At 46.4% G+C, this 15,014-nt stretch carries 15 protein-coding genes and 2 tRNA genes; 7 read left to right on the top strand and 10 right to left on the bottom strand.

The window, feature by feature from the left end:
* The gene (gene kdsA / locus NQ542_RS01325; RefSeq protein ID WP_005641092.1) at nt 1-807 is read left to right on the top strand and encodes a 3-deoxy-8-phosphooctulonate synthase; all 807 of its coding nucleotides are present in this window, start codon (nt 1-3) and stop codon (nt 805-807) included.
* A gap of 116 nt (nt 808-923) precedes the next feature.
* Here the strand turns inward: kdsA and NQ542_RS01320 are convergent, their stop codons facing one another.
* Nucleotides 924-1,625, bottom strand: a complete 702-nt coding sequence (locus NQ542_RS01320; protein ID WP_005641096.1) for a Crp/Fnr family transcriptional regulator — start codon at nt 1,623-1,625, stop codon at nt 924-926.
* Between the two features lie 129 nt (nt 1,626-1,754).
* Here NQ542_RS01320 and NQ542_RS01315 point away from each other — a divergent pair, with 129 nt between their 5' ends.
* Entirely contained in the window at nt 1,755-3,935 is a 2,181-nt protein-coding gene (locus NQ542_RS01315; protein ID WP_005651248.1) for a DUF5686 family protein, read from the top strand.
* 2 nt (nt 3,936-3,937) lie between these two features.
* Here the strand turns inward: NQ542_RS01315 and NQ542_RS01310 are convergent, their stop codons facing one another.
* The 4 genes from NQ542_RS01310 to NQ542_RS01295 all read right to left on the bottom strand — a co-directional run bounded on the left by NQ542_RS01310 (nt 3,938) and on the right by NQ542_RS01295 (nt 7,823).
* Entirely contained in the window at nt 3,938-4,768 is an 831-nt protein-coding gene (locus NQ542_RS01310) for an N-acetylmuramoyl-L-alanine amidase-like domain-containing protein (protein WP_005651247.1), read from the bottom strand.
* Between the two features lie 14 nt (nt 4,769-4,782).
* Nucleotides 4,783-6,810, bottom strand: coding sequence for an excinuclease ABC subunit UvrB (gene uvrB / locus NQ542_RS01305; RefSeq protein WP_005641103.1), 2,028 nt, complete (start codon nt 6,808-6,810; stop codon nt 4,783-4,785).
* Nucleotides 6,807-7,010: a PspC domain-containing protein gene (locus tag NQ542_RS01300; RefSeq protein ID WP_005641105.1), complete on the bottom strand. Its 204-nt coding sequence runs from the start codon at nt 7,008-7,010 to the stop codon at nt 6,807-6,809. Before NQ542_RS01300 ends, uvrB begins: the two co-directional genes overlap by 4 nt.
* Nucleotides 7,011-7,085: 75 nt before the next feature.
* Nucleotides 7,086-7,823: a copper homeostasis protein CutC gene (locus NQ542_RS01295; RefSeq protein WP_005647891.1), complete on the bottom strand. Its 738-nt coding sequence runs from the start codon at nt 7,821-7,823 to the stop codon at nt 7,086-7,088.
* Nucleotides 7,824-8,055: 232 nt separating this feature from the next.
* Here NQ542_RS01295 and NQ542_RS01290 point away from each other — a divergent pair, with 232 nt between their 5' ends.
* Complete coding sequence (locus NQ542_RS01290; RefSeq protein WP_005641109.1) at nt 8,056-8,985, top strand: DMT family transporter; 930 nt, start codon at nt 8,056-8,058, stop codon at nt 8,983-8,985.
* Between the two features lie 51 nt (nt 8,986-9,036).
* Here NQ542_RS01290 and NQ542_RS01285 read toward each other — a convergent pair whose 3' ends face one another.
* The 4 genes from NQ542_RS01285 to NQ542_RS01270 all read right to left on the bottom strand — a co-directional run bounded on the left by NQ542_RS01285 (nt 9,037) and on the right by NQ542_RS01270 (nt 12,125).
* Nucleotides 9,037-9,714, bottom strand: a complete 678-nt coding sequence (locus NQ542_RS01285) for an RluA family pseudouridine synthase (protein ID WP_005641111.1) — start codon at nt 9,712-9,714, stop codon at nt 9,037-9,039.
* 93 nt (nt 9,715-9,807) lie between these two features.
* Complete coding sequence (gene fabG / locus NQ542_RS01280) at nt 9,808-10,554, bottom strand: 3-oxoacyl-[acyl-carrier-protein] reductase (RefSeq protein WP_005641113.1); 747 nt, start codon at nt 10,552-10,554, stop codon at nt 9,808-9,810.
* Nucleotides 10,555-10,572: 18 nt separating this feature from the next.
* Nucleotides 10,573-11,517, bottom strand: a complete 945-nt coding sequence (locus NQ542_RS01275; RefSeq protein ID WP_005641115.1) for a 3-oxoacyl-ACP synthase III family protein — start codon at nt 11,515-11,517, stop codon at nt 10,573-10,575.
* 14 nt (nt 11,518-11,531) lie between these two features.
* Nucleotides 11,532-12,125 carry a TetR/AcrR family transcriptional regulator gene (locus NQ542_RS01270; protein WP_005641117.1) on the bottom strand — a complete coding sequence of 198 codons (594 nt, stop codon included), beginning with the start codon at nt 12,123-12,125 and terminating at the stop codon, nt 11,532-11,534.
* Nucleotides 12,126-12,390: 265 nt separating this feature from the next.
* Between NQ542_RS01270 and NQ542_RS01265 the strand changes: the two genes are divergently transcribed.
* Nucleotides 12,391-12,462, top strand: a tRNA-Met gene (locus NQ542_RS01265).
* Between the two features lie 504 nt (nt 12,463-12,966).
* Here the strand turns inward: NQ542_RS01265 and NQ542_RS01260 are convergent.
* Nucleotides 12,967-13,191 carry a DUF4248 domain-containing protein gene (locus NQ542_RS01260; RefSeq protein ID WP_005641125.1) on the bottom strand — a complete coding sequence of 75 codons (225 nt, stop codon included), beginning with the start codon at nt 13,189-13,191 and terminating at the stop codon, nt 12,967-12,969.
* Between the two features lie 330 nt (nt 13,192-13,521).
* On the opposite strand from NQ542_RS01260, the gene NQ542_RS01255 reads away from it, so the two are divergent.
* From NQ542_RS01255 to NQ542_RS01245, 3 genes are all read left to right on the top strand, one after another.
* On the top strand, nt 13,522-14,415 hold the full coding sequence (locus tag NQ542_RS01255; RefSeq protein ID WP_005641129.1) for a DnaJ C-terminal domain-containing protein: 894 nt from the start codon (nt 13,522-13,524) through the stop codon (nt 14,413-14,415).
* 14 nt (nt 14,416-14,429) lie between these two features.
* Entirely contained in the window at nt 14,430-14,747 is a 318-nt protein-coding gene (locus NQ542_RS01250) for a chaperone modulator CbpM (RefSeq protein ID WP_005641131.1), read from the top strand.
* 135 nt (nt 14,748-14,882) lie between these two features.
* A tRNA-Met gene (locus NQ542_RS01245) sits at nt 14,883-14,957 on the top strand.
* Nucleotides 14,958-15,014: the final 57 nt, after the last annotated feature.

The following is a 15,014-nucleotide window of genomic DNA, read 5'->3' as shown; positions in this document are numbered from 1 at the left end:
ATGATAACAGTTAATGATTTAAAGAATAGAGACAATTTCTTTCTGATGGCAGGTCCCTGCGCAATCGAAGGAGAAGATATGGCATTGCGTATTGCAGAGAAAGTAGTCGGTATCACGAATAAGCTGAATATCCCATATATATTCAAAGGATCATACCGGAAAGCCAACCGTTCTCGGCTGGATTCTTTCACAGGCATTGGCGATGAGAAAGCACTGAAAATACTCCGCAGGGTAGGCGACACGTTCGGTATTCCGACTGTAACCGATATTCACGAAACAGCTGAAGCTGCAATGGCTGCCGAGTATGTGGATATCCTGCAAATCCCTGCTTTCCTCTGCCGGCAGACGGACCTGCTGGTAGCTGCTGCCAAGACAAGGAAAATTGTCAATATCAAAAAAGGACAGTTCCTCTCGCCGGGAGCCATGCAATTTGCCGTACAAAAAGTAGCCGATGCCGGAAATGACAACGTCATGATTACGGAAAGAGGCACTACATTCGGATATACGGACCTGGTTGTCGATTATCGGGGTATTCCTCAAATGCAGCAGTTCGGCTATCCCGTTATCATGGACGTTACCCACTCCTTGCAACAACCCAACCAAACTTCAGGTGTGACAGGAGGACTCCCTACCCTGATCGAAACGATAGCCAAAGCAGCCATTGCCGTCGGAGCTGACGGATTATTCATCGAAACCCATCCGGAACCCTCTAAAGCCAAATCAGACGGTGCGAACATGCTGCAACTCGACTTATTGGAAGGACTGCTGACAAAGTTGGTTCGAATACGGGAAGCGGTTGGAAATTGAAATTGGAAAGTCGAGAATTGAAAATTATAATACAAAAAATGGATAATTGAAAAACAGGAACCTTAACGGGCTCTTCCACTTTTCAATTATCCATTTTCAATTCTCAATTTATTCTGCTATCCCATCTTACTTATTTTTTTGAGCTTGTCCTCGTCTATCAACTTGATCTTTCGACCGTCGATTGCAATAATACGCTCAGCTACAAATGTAGACAATGTACGGATTGCATTAGATGTCGTCATATTCGAAAGATTAGCCAAATCTTCTCGAGAAAGATAGATACTCAATGTCGCTCCATCTTCCTCCAAACCATAACTGTCTTTCAGGAATAACAAAGATTCCGCCAAACGACCCCGGATATGTTTCTGAGTAAGGTTGACTGTACGTTCGTCAGCAATTCCTAAATCGAGAGAAAGCTGGCGGATAAAAAACATGGCAAGGTTCGCATTCCCCATTAAAAGATCCGTAACGATAGTCATCGGAATCAGACATACCGTCGAAGCTTCAAAAGCGGATGCATTCGTCAGGTAATTTTCCTGAGCAAAGTTTGCCCGGTAGCCAAAGTACTGCACCGGTTTAATCATTCGAATGATCTGGCTTCGTCCGCCAACACCTTCTTTAAAGATTTTAACCTTGCCTTTTAATAAGCACATCATGTCTCTCGGTTCGTCGCCCTCGCAATATATCAACTCATTACGTTTGAAATGCTGGATCGTCGAATTATTACGGAGAACATCCCGCTCCTTTTCGGTCAGGACTCTCCACACTTCTGCCAAACTGGCCGATAGATCGACCTCTTCTTTTTGTTGTTTAACCACGACTGCTATATAACATACTTATGAAGCACAAATGTAATACTTTTCTTTTAAAAGCAGAATAAGTTTAATACGATAAATGAATAAAAATTCGATTTTATTCGTTACGTTTGTAAAGAAAGAGACGATAATTTGTTGAAAAAGTATTTTTATATTATCATTCTGCTTTTTACCGCAGTAAATGCCTTAGCTGACCCTGATGGTAGTTATGGGAACCTTTTATTGCTGGGTCGGTCCCCCAAAACGGTATCATCCCAGCAAGGGGATTCTATTATGAGGAAGGTAATCGAGCAGGCCGACAAATACAAAACAGTCGTCTCACGGTACGAGGCCGAAATCTATATCAAAGGCAAGACGGAAATACTCAAACAAAACATTCTAATGCGTTTCGCCCATCATCTTTTTCCGGTAGACAGGAAGAACAAGGATATGATCTTCGAGATGGTCAGCCACTCCAAGTTCAACGCTCCGAACAACTACCTGCACAGCTTCGAAGCGATAAACGGAAACAGCATCCCCAACGGCGCAAAACAGCAGGAAGTCTTGACATTTCTGAACCTGAACGTCTATTCGCCAACCATCTACAACGAAGGGATCATCATGCCAGTAGCTCATGAAGCATTCAAATACTACAACTTCAACCTGGAAAGCATCGAAACGACCGGCAATCTGAAAATCTACCAGATACGCTTCATGCCAAAGCTATGGAGCCAAAAACTCATTTGCGGAGATCTGTACATCACCGACAAAGACTGGCACATTGACAAGATCGACTTAAACGGGCGTTTCTCCTTTGCCGAATTCAACCTGGTCATGACATTCGGACGGGATTACCGCCATTTCATCCTGCCACAAAAGGCAGACCTATTTCTCCGGTATCATGTGCTGGGAAATGCCATCGCCAGCTACTATCATACTTCATTCAAATACGAAGCCGTTGAATGGGTTGAAGAAGACTATGAAGACAAAAAACACCACTCCCTCGACTTGACCGGATATTACCAGTTATCATCTGATACGATCCCAATCATCAGCGACAGCAGCTACTGGAAAAACAAAAGAGACATCCCACTGACCCAGGAAGAAGAAACAAAATACGAAAAAACAAGCATCAGAACAACCCAAGCCAACGACACAAGCAACATTCGGAAATACCTGAAAATAACAGAACGCCTGACCAACACCATCAATCTGGATTATAAAACGACCCGTCTGAAATACTCCGGCATCCTGAATCCTTTCCAGTTGGGCTATTCCGGACGAAACGGTATTACTTACAGGCAACAGCTCCGCTTCAGCAAGACCTTCAAGAAAGACCGCCAACTGCGTTTCCGGCCTGAGGTTGGTTTTGTATTCAAACGAAAAGAGTTGTTCTTCAAATTCGAGGGAGATTGGGAATATCTTCCTGAGAAACAAGGAGCCCTGAGCCTCAGTCTCGGAAACACCAACCAAGGATATTCTTCCAAGATCATGAACGAAATTAACGAACAGCTGAAAGACTCCACTTTCAACTTCGAAAACCTGGATTTGGAATACTTCAAGCACTATTACATAGAGCTCAAGAATCAGATCGAGTTGTTCAACGGTTTCCAAATGATCACCGGCATCTCTTACCACCGCCGCATACCAACCCGGAAAAGCGCGATAGATCCGGGAGACGGTGTCACGGAGATCATCAACGAAAACTATCACGATTTCATCCCCACGATCGGCTTTTCCTATACTCCCAGACAATACTACTGGATGGACGGTTACCGTAAAGAGTACCTCTACTCCTACTACCCGACCATCTCCATCGAGTTCGGGCGGGCCATACCAGGCGTATGGAAAAGCAGCGGTAATTACGGACGTGTGGAGGCCGATATCCACCAAAGCATTTACCTGGGCCTGTCACGCCGGTTCAACTACCATATCAGCGGAGGGCTTTATACTGCCCAGAAGTCAACCTACTTTGCCGACTACCGGTATTTCACACGGCACAACTTCCCCGAATCATGGGGAGGAGACGATTTCGGAGGTGTCTTCCACCAGCTAGGAAGCGTATGGTTCAACGCATCCGACAAATATGTCCAAGCACATGCCATGTACGAAAGTCCATTCATGCTCTTTCAGCTATTCAAACCAGAAGCAACCAAGCACATCATCTCCGAACGTTTTTACCTCAGTCAGCTATGGATGCCAGTCAAACCCAGCTACACTGAAATCGGATACGGTTTCGGTAACCATATCTTCAACGTCGCCGCCTTCGTCGGGTTCGATAAATTGAAATATGACGGGATCGGATTCAAGTTCGCGTTCGAACTCTTCCAGTAAGTTCAGAACTGTGGACGGACAATCATAATACCACAATTGCGTTTGATACCCTGCACGTATTCCTGCAAAGGTTCTTCGTTCACGATCACCCGCTTCTGGACGGTCGAGGCATGGATAAAAGTAAGCATATCCCTTTCCCGGCAGACAATGCCGACGTGCGAGATATCCAGCCCTTTCACAGTCGTGACAAAACAGACGATATCGCCATTCCTGATTTGGCCGGCATGCTCATTGATTTCATCCTGCGGAATATAATAATGCGGGCGGGTACTAATTTCTTTTTCCTTAGCCGCCATTACTGCGATACGTCCCGGATTTCCTTTCAACTGCTTGTAACTATCTGGATGTGTAGACATAAAGGACAGGTCAAACTTAAGCGACTGCCCACCGATCTCTTTCGTAACATCCTTCAGATACCCTCTCTTTTCGTTTTCATATATCCAGTCAGCCGTATAATGGAGACGATCCGTATAATCGAGTGTCGCACAGCCGGAATTCCGGTAACGCATATCTTTCAAAACAGAAACATACCCATCATAAGCAAGACGATGCTTGACAGACCAGGCCAAAGCAGCCGTATTCTCTACCAAAGTCATACAATCCAAGCCATGCAGGTTTATCACCAATGTTTCAGGCTCTTCCTCCAACGTCCCTGCTACATAAGGAGTTCCCAAGAAAAAACGGGCGGTCTCTACCATCAGGTCACCTGTCGGCAAAGCCGCTTTCTCCTTCACTGCCGTACAATAGCGTTCGTAAATAGCCTTATCCCTCTGAGCTTTTCCAGGTAGGGAAAGAAAAGCAAAAAAGAACAAACAAAATAGCGTCCGTTTCATCTCTTGATCCAATTTCAATCCTTTTTTGTCACTAACAGATCTTCCAGCTTCACCAGTTCATCACGAAACTGAGCTGCTTCGATAAAGTCCAGCTTCTTGGCCGCCTCCATCATCTGCTTCTTCGTCCGTTCGATCGCTTTCTCAAGCTGTTTGCGATTCATATACTGAACTACCGGGTCTGCAACCAAGCTGGGTTCCGGTTCCACATAAGCATACGGTTCGCCTGTAACCGGTTGTTGTTTCTCCGCAACCAGGGAAACGCTGTTTTTGATAACCTGCTTAGGCGTAATGCCATGTTTCTCATTATAAGCGAGCTGTTTTTCACGCCTACGGGCTGTTTCGTCCATTGTCAGGCGCATACTGTCTGTTATCTTGTCAGCATAGAATATCACCTTCCCATTCACATTTCGGGCAGCACGTCCAGCCGTCTGCGTCAGCGAACGGTGCGAGCGCAGGAAACCTTCCTTATCAGCATCCAAGATAGCGACCAAAGAGACTTCCGGCAAATCAAGTCCTTCACGCAGCAAGTTGACGCCGATCAGCACGTCGAACAACCCTTTCCGCAAATCATCCATGATCTGAATGCGTTCCAACGTATCGACATCGCTATGGATATAGTTGCAGCGGATTCCCATGCGCGTCAGATAAGCAGTCAGTTCCTCCGCCATACGCTTCGTCAATGTCGTCACCAAAACACGTTCGTCCACAGCAGCACGTTGTGTGATCTCCTCCATCAGATCGTCGATCTGGTTCAACGTCGGACGCACCTCGATAACCGGATCGAGCAAGCCTGTCGGACGGATCACTTGGTCCACCACGATCCCTTCGCTCTTTTCCAGTTCATAGTCGGCCGGTGTCGCACTCACGTAAATCGCCAACGGAGTCAGCGACTCGAACTCATCGAACGTCAACGGACGGTTATCCATCGCTGCCGGCAGACGGAAACCATAATCCACCAGATTCTTCTTACGGGAATAATCGCCTCCGTACATCGCCCGTATCTGCGGGATCGTCACGTGGCTCTCGTCAACCACCAACAGAAAGTCTTTCGGGAAATAATCGAGCAAACAGAAAGGCCGTTCACCCGCCTGGCGACCGTCAAAATAGCGGGAATAGTTCTCGATACCGGAGCAATGCCCCAACTCGCGTATCATTTCCAGATCAAACGTGACACGCTCGTACAAACGTTTCGCCTCGTAAGGCTTGCCGATTTCCCGCAAGAAATTCACCTGCGTCCCCAGATCGACATCGATCTGCCCGATAGCGGTATTGATACGTTCCTGGGTGGTCACGAAAAGGTTGGTCGGATAAATGTTCAGTTCATCCTGCTCGTCTATCTCCTGCCCGGTCTGCGGGTCGAACGAAGAAATGCGATCCACCTCATCGTCCCAAAACTCAATACGGTAGGCTGCCCCATCAAAAGTTTCGATAGCCGGAAAGATATCGACCGTATCCCCGTTTACACGAAAGCACCCCCTGTTGAACTCTATCTTATTATTGACATAAAGGGCATCCACGAAACGGCGCAGCAGTTTATCCCTGTCTATCCGCATCCCCTTCTCCAGATGCACCACTTTCTCAGCAAAGGCTGTCGGGTCCGCCATACCATACAGGCAGGAGACAGACGAAACGACAATAACGTCCTTCCGCCCCGACAACAGTGAAGCGGTTGCACGCAGACGTAGTTTATCGATCTCGTCGTTGATCTGCAAATCCTTTTCTATGTAGGTGTCCGTCGTCGGCAGGTAAGCCTCCGGCTGGTAATAGTCATAATAAGAGACGAAATACTCGACGGCATTGTTCGGAAAAAATGCCTTAAACTCGCTGTATAACTGGGCTGCGAGGGTTTTGTTATGACTCAGGATCAAAGTCGGCTTCCGCACTTCCTTGATCACATTGGCGATAGTGAAAGTCTTTCCGGACCCTGTCACTCCCAACAAGGTCTGGAAAGGCACACCACTCTTTATACCGTCGGACAGGGCCGCAATCGCTTCCGGCTGATCTCCTGTCGGACTGAATGGGGAAGATAATTCAAAGTTCATCCTTTATTTATAGGTTGTTTAGGTATAACCATCCAAAGGATCAGATAAGCGATCACCCCGGAAAATACCGTAAAGATACTCAATAATATATATCCGATACGCACTAATGTAGGATCCCAGCCGAAATAATCGGCAATACCCGCACAAACACCTGCTATCATCCCGTTATTCGAACGGTAAAGTCTTTTAGGTTCTTCCATTGTTCTTTCTTTTTTTATTGTTTACTCGTTTCAAAAACAAAGTTGCTTTCGCAGCCTTGCCATAAATTGGTTCTTTTACAGGTAAGAAGCCACCTTCTTGCGGTCCGTTTCGACCGTCTCGAACTCGGAGGAAACGATGCTGCTGCCCATCGGGACATTCTCGTTCCGATATTCCATCTTGCTGTAGACGATGCTTCGAGCGGATGTATGAAACTCCTTCGCCCCGGTTTCCGCTTCGATGCGGGCGATGTTATTCTCCCGAACTCCGCACCCCGGCATGATGATGATGCGGCCTGCCGCACGTTTCACCAGTTCGGCAATGAGAGGAATCCCTTTCACGGCATCGGACTGCTGGCCGGAAGTCAGGATACGGTCACAGCCCAACTCAATCAACTGCTCCAATGCGGCAAAGGGATCGCGGCAAACATCAAAGGCGCGATGACAGGTGACAGACAACGGTTTGGCCGTCTCGATCAACCGGCGCATCAAAGGGACATCGATATCCCCGTCTTTCGTCAAGCAACCAAAGACTACGCCATGCACCTTCAACTGCTTGCACAGTTCGATATCCAGCAACATCGACTGAATCTCTGCCGGCGTATAGAGGAAGTCGCCTCCACGCGGACGGATAATCACATTTATATCAATAGACGAAGTGAGTGCCTGCGCCGTCCGGATCTCCCCGTAGCTGGGTGTCGTTCCCCCTTCCGGGATGCCGGCACAAAGTTCCACACGTTTTGCACCTCCGGCTTCTGCTTCCACACAGCTTTGTGCGGAGTTTGCACAAATTTCGATAATACGAGTCGGTTTCATAAGAATCTTACCATTATTGTTTCTACTACATACAAAGATAAAACTATTATGCGAAACTATCCTATATTCCCAGGAAAGAGATCGAATTGCATAGGCATCCATCTCAAAAACGGATGCCTGTCTGCATAAATCCTGTCGCCTACAAACCGAACAAAACACAAAATCTGGCGGACCTTTTTTGGCAGATTTGGCAGATTTTCTACTTTTGTACCCCCAAAACAAACAGGTTATCATGAAATCAGAAGCTTACAAAGGACATTTGGCCATGCTGATGGCAAACGTATTGTGGGGATGCATGTCTCCCTCTTCCAAGATTGTCTTATCCAGCGGATTAATAAATGCAATCTCACTAACAACTTTCCGGATGTTGGGTGCGGCAATAGTATTCTGGATCGCATCGATCTTTACCCGCAAGGAACACGTCCCTCATGAAGACCTGAAACACCTGTTTTTCGCAGCCCTCTTCGGAATCGTATTCAACCAAGGTACTTATATCTTTGGCGTGTCGCAGACTTCACCCATAGACGCAACGATCGTTGCCACCTCCACCCCCATCATCACCATGATCATCGCTGCTTTTTACCTGAAGGAACCGATTACGGGAACGAAGATCCTCGGTATCTTTGTCGGGGCGGCAGGTGCCCTGACGCTTATTCTGAGCGGACAGCAAACGGCGGTAACAGGAAACGGCAGCAATAACGTGTGGGGAGATATCCTCTGCCTGATCGCACAATGCAGTTTTTCTATTTATGTAGTTGTCTACAAAGGATTGATCGGACGGTACTCGCCCGTGACGCTGATGAAATGGATGTTCACCTACTCGGCAATCTGTACGATCCCTTTCTCCTACAACAGTGTCGCAAGCATCGACTTCGCCACCCTGCCCCTGGATATCTACCTAAACATCGCGGTTGTCGTATTGGGAGGAACGTTCTTCGCCTACCTTCTCGTCCCGATCGGCCAACGGATTTTACGCCCAACGGTTGCGACCATGTACAATTATGTCCAACCGATCATCGCATCCATCATCACGGTCATAGTCGGCCTGGACACGTTCGGACTGATGAAAAGTATCGCGATCGCATTAGTATTCTTAGGGGTTTATATCGTGACACGAAGCAAATCAAAAGAACAGCTAAAACAGCTAAAAGGTGAAAGATGAAAGAGAGGCTTCGCATCCGGTTAATAAATCGGCTGAAAGTCAGAACAACTTTCACCTCTTCATCTGCTCCATCGCTTTCCAAAGAGAATCAGCAGGCACAGGAGCGACAATGCTGACCGGCTGTTTCGATACGGGATGGATGAATTCGGCACTGCGGGAATGCAGGCTGATGCCGCCGTCCGGATTAGAACGGGGAAAACCGTATTTCAAGTCGCCTTTGATTGGGCATCCCATCTTGGCAAGCTGGCAACGGATTTGGTGATGACGGCCTGTCTTCAGGTCTATAGCCAACAGATAATAGTTGTCCGAGCGAGCAATCACTTTATAATGCAGGACCGCTTTCTTGGCATTCGTCCGTTCCGTGTCATAAGCATAGCTCTTATTTTGCTTCTCGTTGCGAACCAGCCAGTTCACCAGCTCTCCCTCTTCTGCCGGCGGACAGTTCTTCACGATCGCCCAATAGGTCTTCTTTACTTCGCCGACCCGGAACATCTCGTTCAGACGGGCGAGCGCCTTGCTCGTCTTGGCAAATAACACGACGCCACTGACCGGACGGTCCAGACGATGCGTAACGCCGACAAAGACATTTCCGGGTTTACAATACTTCTCTTTCAGCCATGCCTTCAGCATGTCCGAAAGAGGAGTATCACCGGTTTTATCTCCTTGTACAATCTCGCGGCAAGTCTTATTTACCGCAATGATATGATTGTCTTCGTAAATAACCTCCATGATTTCAAATTTATGATTTATGATTTATGGATTTATGATTTTGCAAAACAAACGTCACCTACATAAATCATAAATTATAAATCATAAATCTCTTTACATATTCATACCGCCATCAACCTGGATCACCTGTCCTGATACATAAGAAGACATATCGGAAGCCAGGAATGTAGCGATGTTGGCCACATCTTCAGGCGTACCGCCACGGCGCAAAGGAATCTTCTTTGCCCATTCGACCTTGACTTCTTCCGGCAGACCGGCTGTCATATCAGTAATAATGAAGCCCGGGGCGATTGCATTGGCACGGATACCGCGTGAACCCAGTTCCTGCGCGATAGACTTAGCCAGGCCGATCATACCGGCTTTGGATGCCGAATAGTTACTCTGACCTGCATTACCATGTACACCAACCACAGAAGCCATATTGATGATACTGCCCGAACGCTGTTTCATCATCACCGGAGTACAAGCGTGGATAAAGTTGAAAGCCGATTTCAGGTTGACACCGATGACGGCATCCCACTGACCTTCACTCATACGCATCATCAGACCGTCTTTCGTGATACCAGCATTGTTTACGAGGATATCCACACGACCGAAATCTTTTACGATTTCAGCAACGACATTGTGTGTTTCTTCGAAATTGGCCGCATTGGAAGCATAGCCTTTTGCTTTAACACCCAATGCTTCGATTTCCTTCTGGGTGGCCAGACCGTTTTCGTCGATCACCAAATCCGTGAATGCGATATTTGCACCCTCTGCGGCGAATTTCAATGCGATCGCCTTACCAATACCACGTGCGGCCCCCGTAACGATTGCCACTTTACCTTCTAATAATTTCATATTAATTCCGTTTTAAATTCAACACTTAATCAAGCAAGCTCCCGTAGAATAGCCACCGCCGAACACGGTAATGGCAACCAGGTCGCCTTTCTTGAAACTATGATCATTTTGGGCATATACCAATGCTGAGCTTACCGAACCGGTATTTCCCAATTCTTCAATATTATGCAGGAATTTCTCTTCCGGCAGATTGAGCTGTTTGGCAATATTGGACATGATACGCATATTGGCTTGATGGCCGATGAAATATGTCAGGTTGTCCAACGTATAGCCATTCTTTTCCAAGAGATAGAGCACGTTCTTCGGCATATAGGTACAAGCTTGGATAAAGACGTCGCGTCCTTCCGGCATCATGATTCCCCCGTCGCACGGACGAAGATGTACCGCATCCGGAGCCTTGCCCAGATAACCAAGTCCTTGTGTGTATACTTCCACGATCTCGGAATCCTTTTCCGAAACGCGTTCCTTCGAGATGAAGAAGGCCGCAGCCGCATCGCCCCAAAGGTGGCCGGCTTTCGGATCCGTCTCATTATAGTAGGCCGAATTCTTGTCGGCGGAAAGGATCAACGCTTTTGTTGCTTTTCCCATAGCAAAATACCCTTCCACAACTTCCAACGCATTCAGGAATGAGGAGCAGGCGGAAGAAAGATAGAGCGCTTTCGCATTTTCAATATGGAATTCATGCTGGGCAAGATGAGCCGCAGTCGCTACCGTATCGTACGGAGAATAAGAGGCGGAAACAATCAAATCTACATCCGTAATATCATACGGCAATTTAGGCAGGGCGTTACGAACAGCCTCCATACTCATCGTATTAATATTTTCCTCGGCTTTTGCCTTAGACCGGGAACGAATCCCGGTGCGCTGTTCAATCCACTCGCTGGTTAGCCCGTTTAACTCTAAAAAATGTTGGTTATCTACCCGTTCTTCAGGTACATAAAACCCTGTTGCATTAATAAACATTCCTCAGTATTGTGTTACTTTATCTTTATACCATTGAATATCAAATTCATTACATTATCTCTCCGTTTAATCCGCTGGCTGATATTATCCCCCATGATTCCACGTATATACGGAACTTCCAACCCCTTCAGGGCATGATGAAGAACGACCGCCGTAATCTCGGTATCGGGCATCGCGAAAATTCCTTCCTTCACTCCAGCTTCCAGAATTCCCTGTATCAATTCCGTCTCACGGATATCGAAGTTTTTCCTGATCTTCTCCACCCGCCAAATGTCACGAAAAAAATTAGCTTTCAATGTCCCGTTACGGAACACCAGCGCCTTGATTGCATCCAATCTTGCATAAAGAAATGTCATCAACTTTTCGTCCGCCGGCAAGTCTTTCGCTGCTACATCCTGCAGCATCTTGTACAGTTGGTCCAACTCGGACTCGACTACTGCCAGATAAATCTCGTTTTTACTTTTAAAGTATGTGTAAAGCGTCCGCCTTCCCTTTTTGGATGCCTGTGCAATATCGTTCATTGTCGTATTATCCACCCCCATGCGGGCAAACAATTGTCTGGCCACATCCACCAACATCTCACGTGTCTTAGAAACTGTCATCGGCATTTGTATTGCACATTTTGATTAAAACTGTGCGCAAAAGTACCGGAAAAAATAATAACTACCAAAAACATACTTACATTTTATCCAAACAAACCTTTATAATAGAGATATGAACCAATCGTTCTCTAAAAGAGCGGAGCTGATTTCCGGACAGTTATTCCAACTATAGCTTTTACCCTCCCAAAATGAAGAAAACTGCCGGAAAATTTGTTTTATCAAAAATAAGTCGTACCTTTGCACTCGAAATCAGAAATGATCACAACTACATCGCGGAGTGGAGCAGTGGTAGCTCGTTGGGCTCATAACCCAAAGGTCGTAAGTTCGAGTCTTGCCTCCGCAACTCAGTAAACCTTCGGTTCTTCAGGATCGGAGGTTTTTCTTTTTCAGCTCCTCCCCCAATTTATTAGTCCCATTAAAAAAACCTCTGTTTATTTTCCTATGGAGCTTCCGTGAACAAACATTCGATCCGGAACCGGGGGAAACGGTCAAATTGACTGCTATAAGACTGTTATTGAAGGAAATAGCAACAGGCTCTACATCCGACATTTCATCTCAAATAAAAACGGTGCAGTCAATAGCACAATATAAACCATTCATTACAAGCGCCTTACAGAGGTTTTCCGTCACTTATGGTTCAATCCTACATCTTAAAATAAATATATTAATATATATATAGGCTTATTTCCGTATTTCCTTGCACCTTTTTTTAAACCGGCATAGGCAAAGATACGACTGGTACGAGAAAAATCCCTTCTTTCGCATCCGGAAATCCGGTCTTTTACCTCCCGAACTTCGTGGTTTGACACGCCGAAGTCCCTTACTTCGCACACAGAAGTCCCTTGTTTCAAGGTTCACCCAGATATTGCACGATCGTCCTCACCTGTAAGGGAGTCAACATCTTCTTCCCCTTCCTCCAACCGTTACCCTGCAGCTCCGCCTTTAGCTCCGGATTGACCCCCACCCATTTGGACAACCGTTTGCCAGCCGATGCCGGCATCAAATCCGGACCGTAAAGGACCGCCAATTCCTGCCACCCGTAACTCCTGACTTCGAATTCATTCAGCATCATAATCCCATTGTTTTATTGCCCTATAAAGATAAGCAATAATTGCTGATATTCAAAATATAATAGCATTTATATTCTACCTATTTCTGCACCTATCTTCACCGATATTCGCCGATATTCCCGAAAGCGTATTCCTGCCTGCCGTGGGGCCCTACCTTTGTGTTGTCATCGATAAAGAAAACAGATAAATAGCCTCGGAAACAAACAGCAAAACAATGTCGAACAAAATTTAAACAGGCGCTAAGTCCGGCATGAACTCTCTGGCACATTTGTTGTTATTCTATATATGCATTAAATTCAGAAAAAGAAGCAGACTTAATAACATATATAAATATGGCCTATATAGATTATTACAAAATTTTGGGAGTAGACAAAAGCGCTTCGCAGGACGACGTCAAAAAGGCGTACAAAAAGCTTGCGCGGAAATACCATCCCGACTTGAACCCGAATGATCCGGACGCTCACCGCAAGTTTCAGGAAATAAATGAAGCCAATGAGGTGCTCAGCGACCCGGAGAAACGGAAGAAATATGACCAGTATGGAGAAAACTGGAAACACGCCGACGAGTTCGAAGCCCAACAGCAGCAATATCGCCAATACCAGAACGGGCAAGGCGGAGGAGCCTACTGGAGCAGCTCCGACGACGGCAGCGAATTCTCCGACTTCTTCGAACAGATGTTCGGCGGCATGGGTGGCAGAGGCAGACGCAGCCACGGTTTCCGCGGACAAGACTACACGACAGAATTGCAGGTCTCTTTGACAGATGCTGCCAAGACACACAAGCAGATCATCACCGTAAACGGCAAAAACCTGCGTATCACCATCCCGGCTGGTATCGCCGACGGACAGACCATCAAGCTGAGAGGACAGGGCGGACCGGGTGTAAATGGCGGGCCGGCAGGCGATTTATATATCACCTTCCATATCCCGGAAGACAGCCGGTTCAAACGAGTGGGCGATGACTTGTACGTCACTGTTCCTTTAAACCTATATACGGCAATCCTCGGCGGCGAACAGATTGTCGAGACAATGGACAGTAAAGCCAAGCTCAAAGTCAAACCGGGAACCCAAAACAACACAAAGGTACGGTTGAGAGGAAAAGGATTCCCTGTTTATAAGGAAGAAGGAAAGTTCGGCGATATGATAGTGACCTACTCCATCGACATCCCGACCAACCTGACGGACAAACAAAAAGAATTGTTCCGCGAAATACAAAGTCTTAATTAAAAAACGAGATTGTTATGCAAACAGATTTAATCATAGTCAGTGAATATTGCCGGATATGCCATATCGAACCATCGTTTCTCTACCTATTACAAAAAGGTGGTCTGATAGAGATAGACACGGTAGAAGGGGAAAGCTACCTTCCCGCCTCCCAATTGTATGACGTAGAACGATATACTCGTATGTATTACGACTTGTCTATCAACATAGAGGGGATCGACGCCATCCATCATTTGCTGGGCCGGGTAGAATCTCTACAACAGGAAGTTAACCGGTTGAAAAGCAAACTGAGGCTATACGAAACAGAAAATCATGATTCAATGGAAGATTTATAAGCTGTCAAAATGCTGTTTCTTAAGGCTTGGGAACCGGGGTACAAGAATATTTCACAAACTATTTGTAAATAAATTTGGATTGTAAGAATATTTTTGTACCTTTGCACTCGCAATCGGGAATGATCGCAACTATATCGCGGAGTGGAGCAGTGGTAGCTCGTTGGGCTCATAACCCAAAGGTCGTAAGTTCGAGTCTTGCCTCCGCAACCAGTAAAAAGAGAATCAAGCAATTGGTTCTCTTTTTTTATTTACCTTTACCGCCAAATA

The organism is Parabacteroides merdae ATCC 43184, assembly GCF_025151215.1.
Classification (GTDB): Bacteria; Bacteroidota; Bacteroidia; order Bacteroidales; family Tannerellaceae; genus Parabacteroides; species Parabacteroides merdae.
The sequence above is the reverse complement of the archived record's forward strand: the minus strand, read 5'-3'. Positions and strand labels throughout refer to the sequence as shown.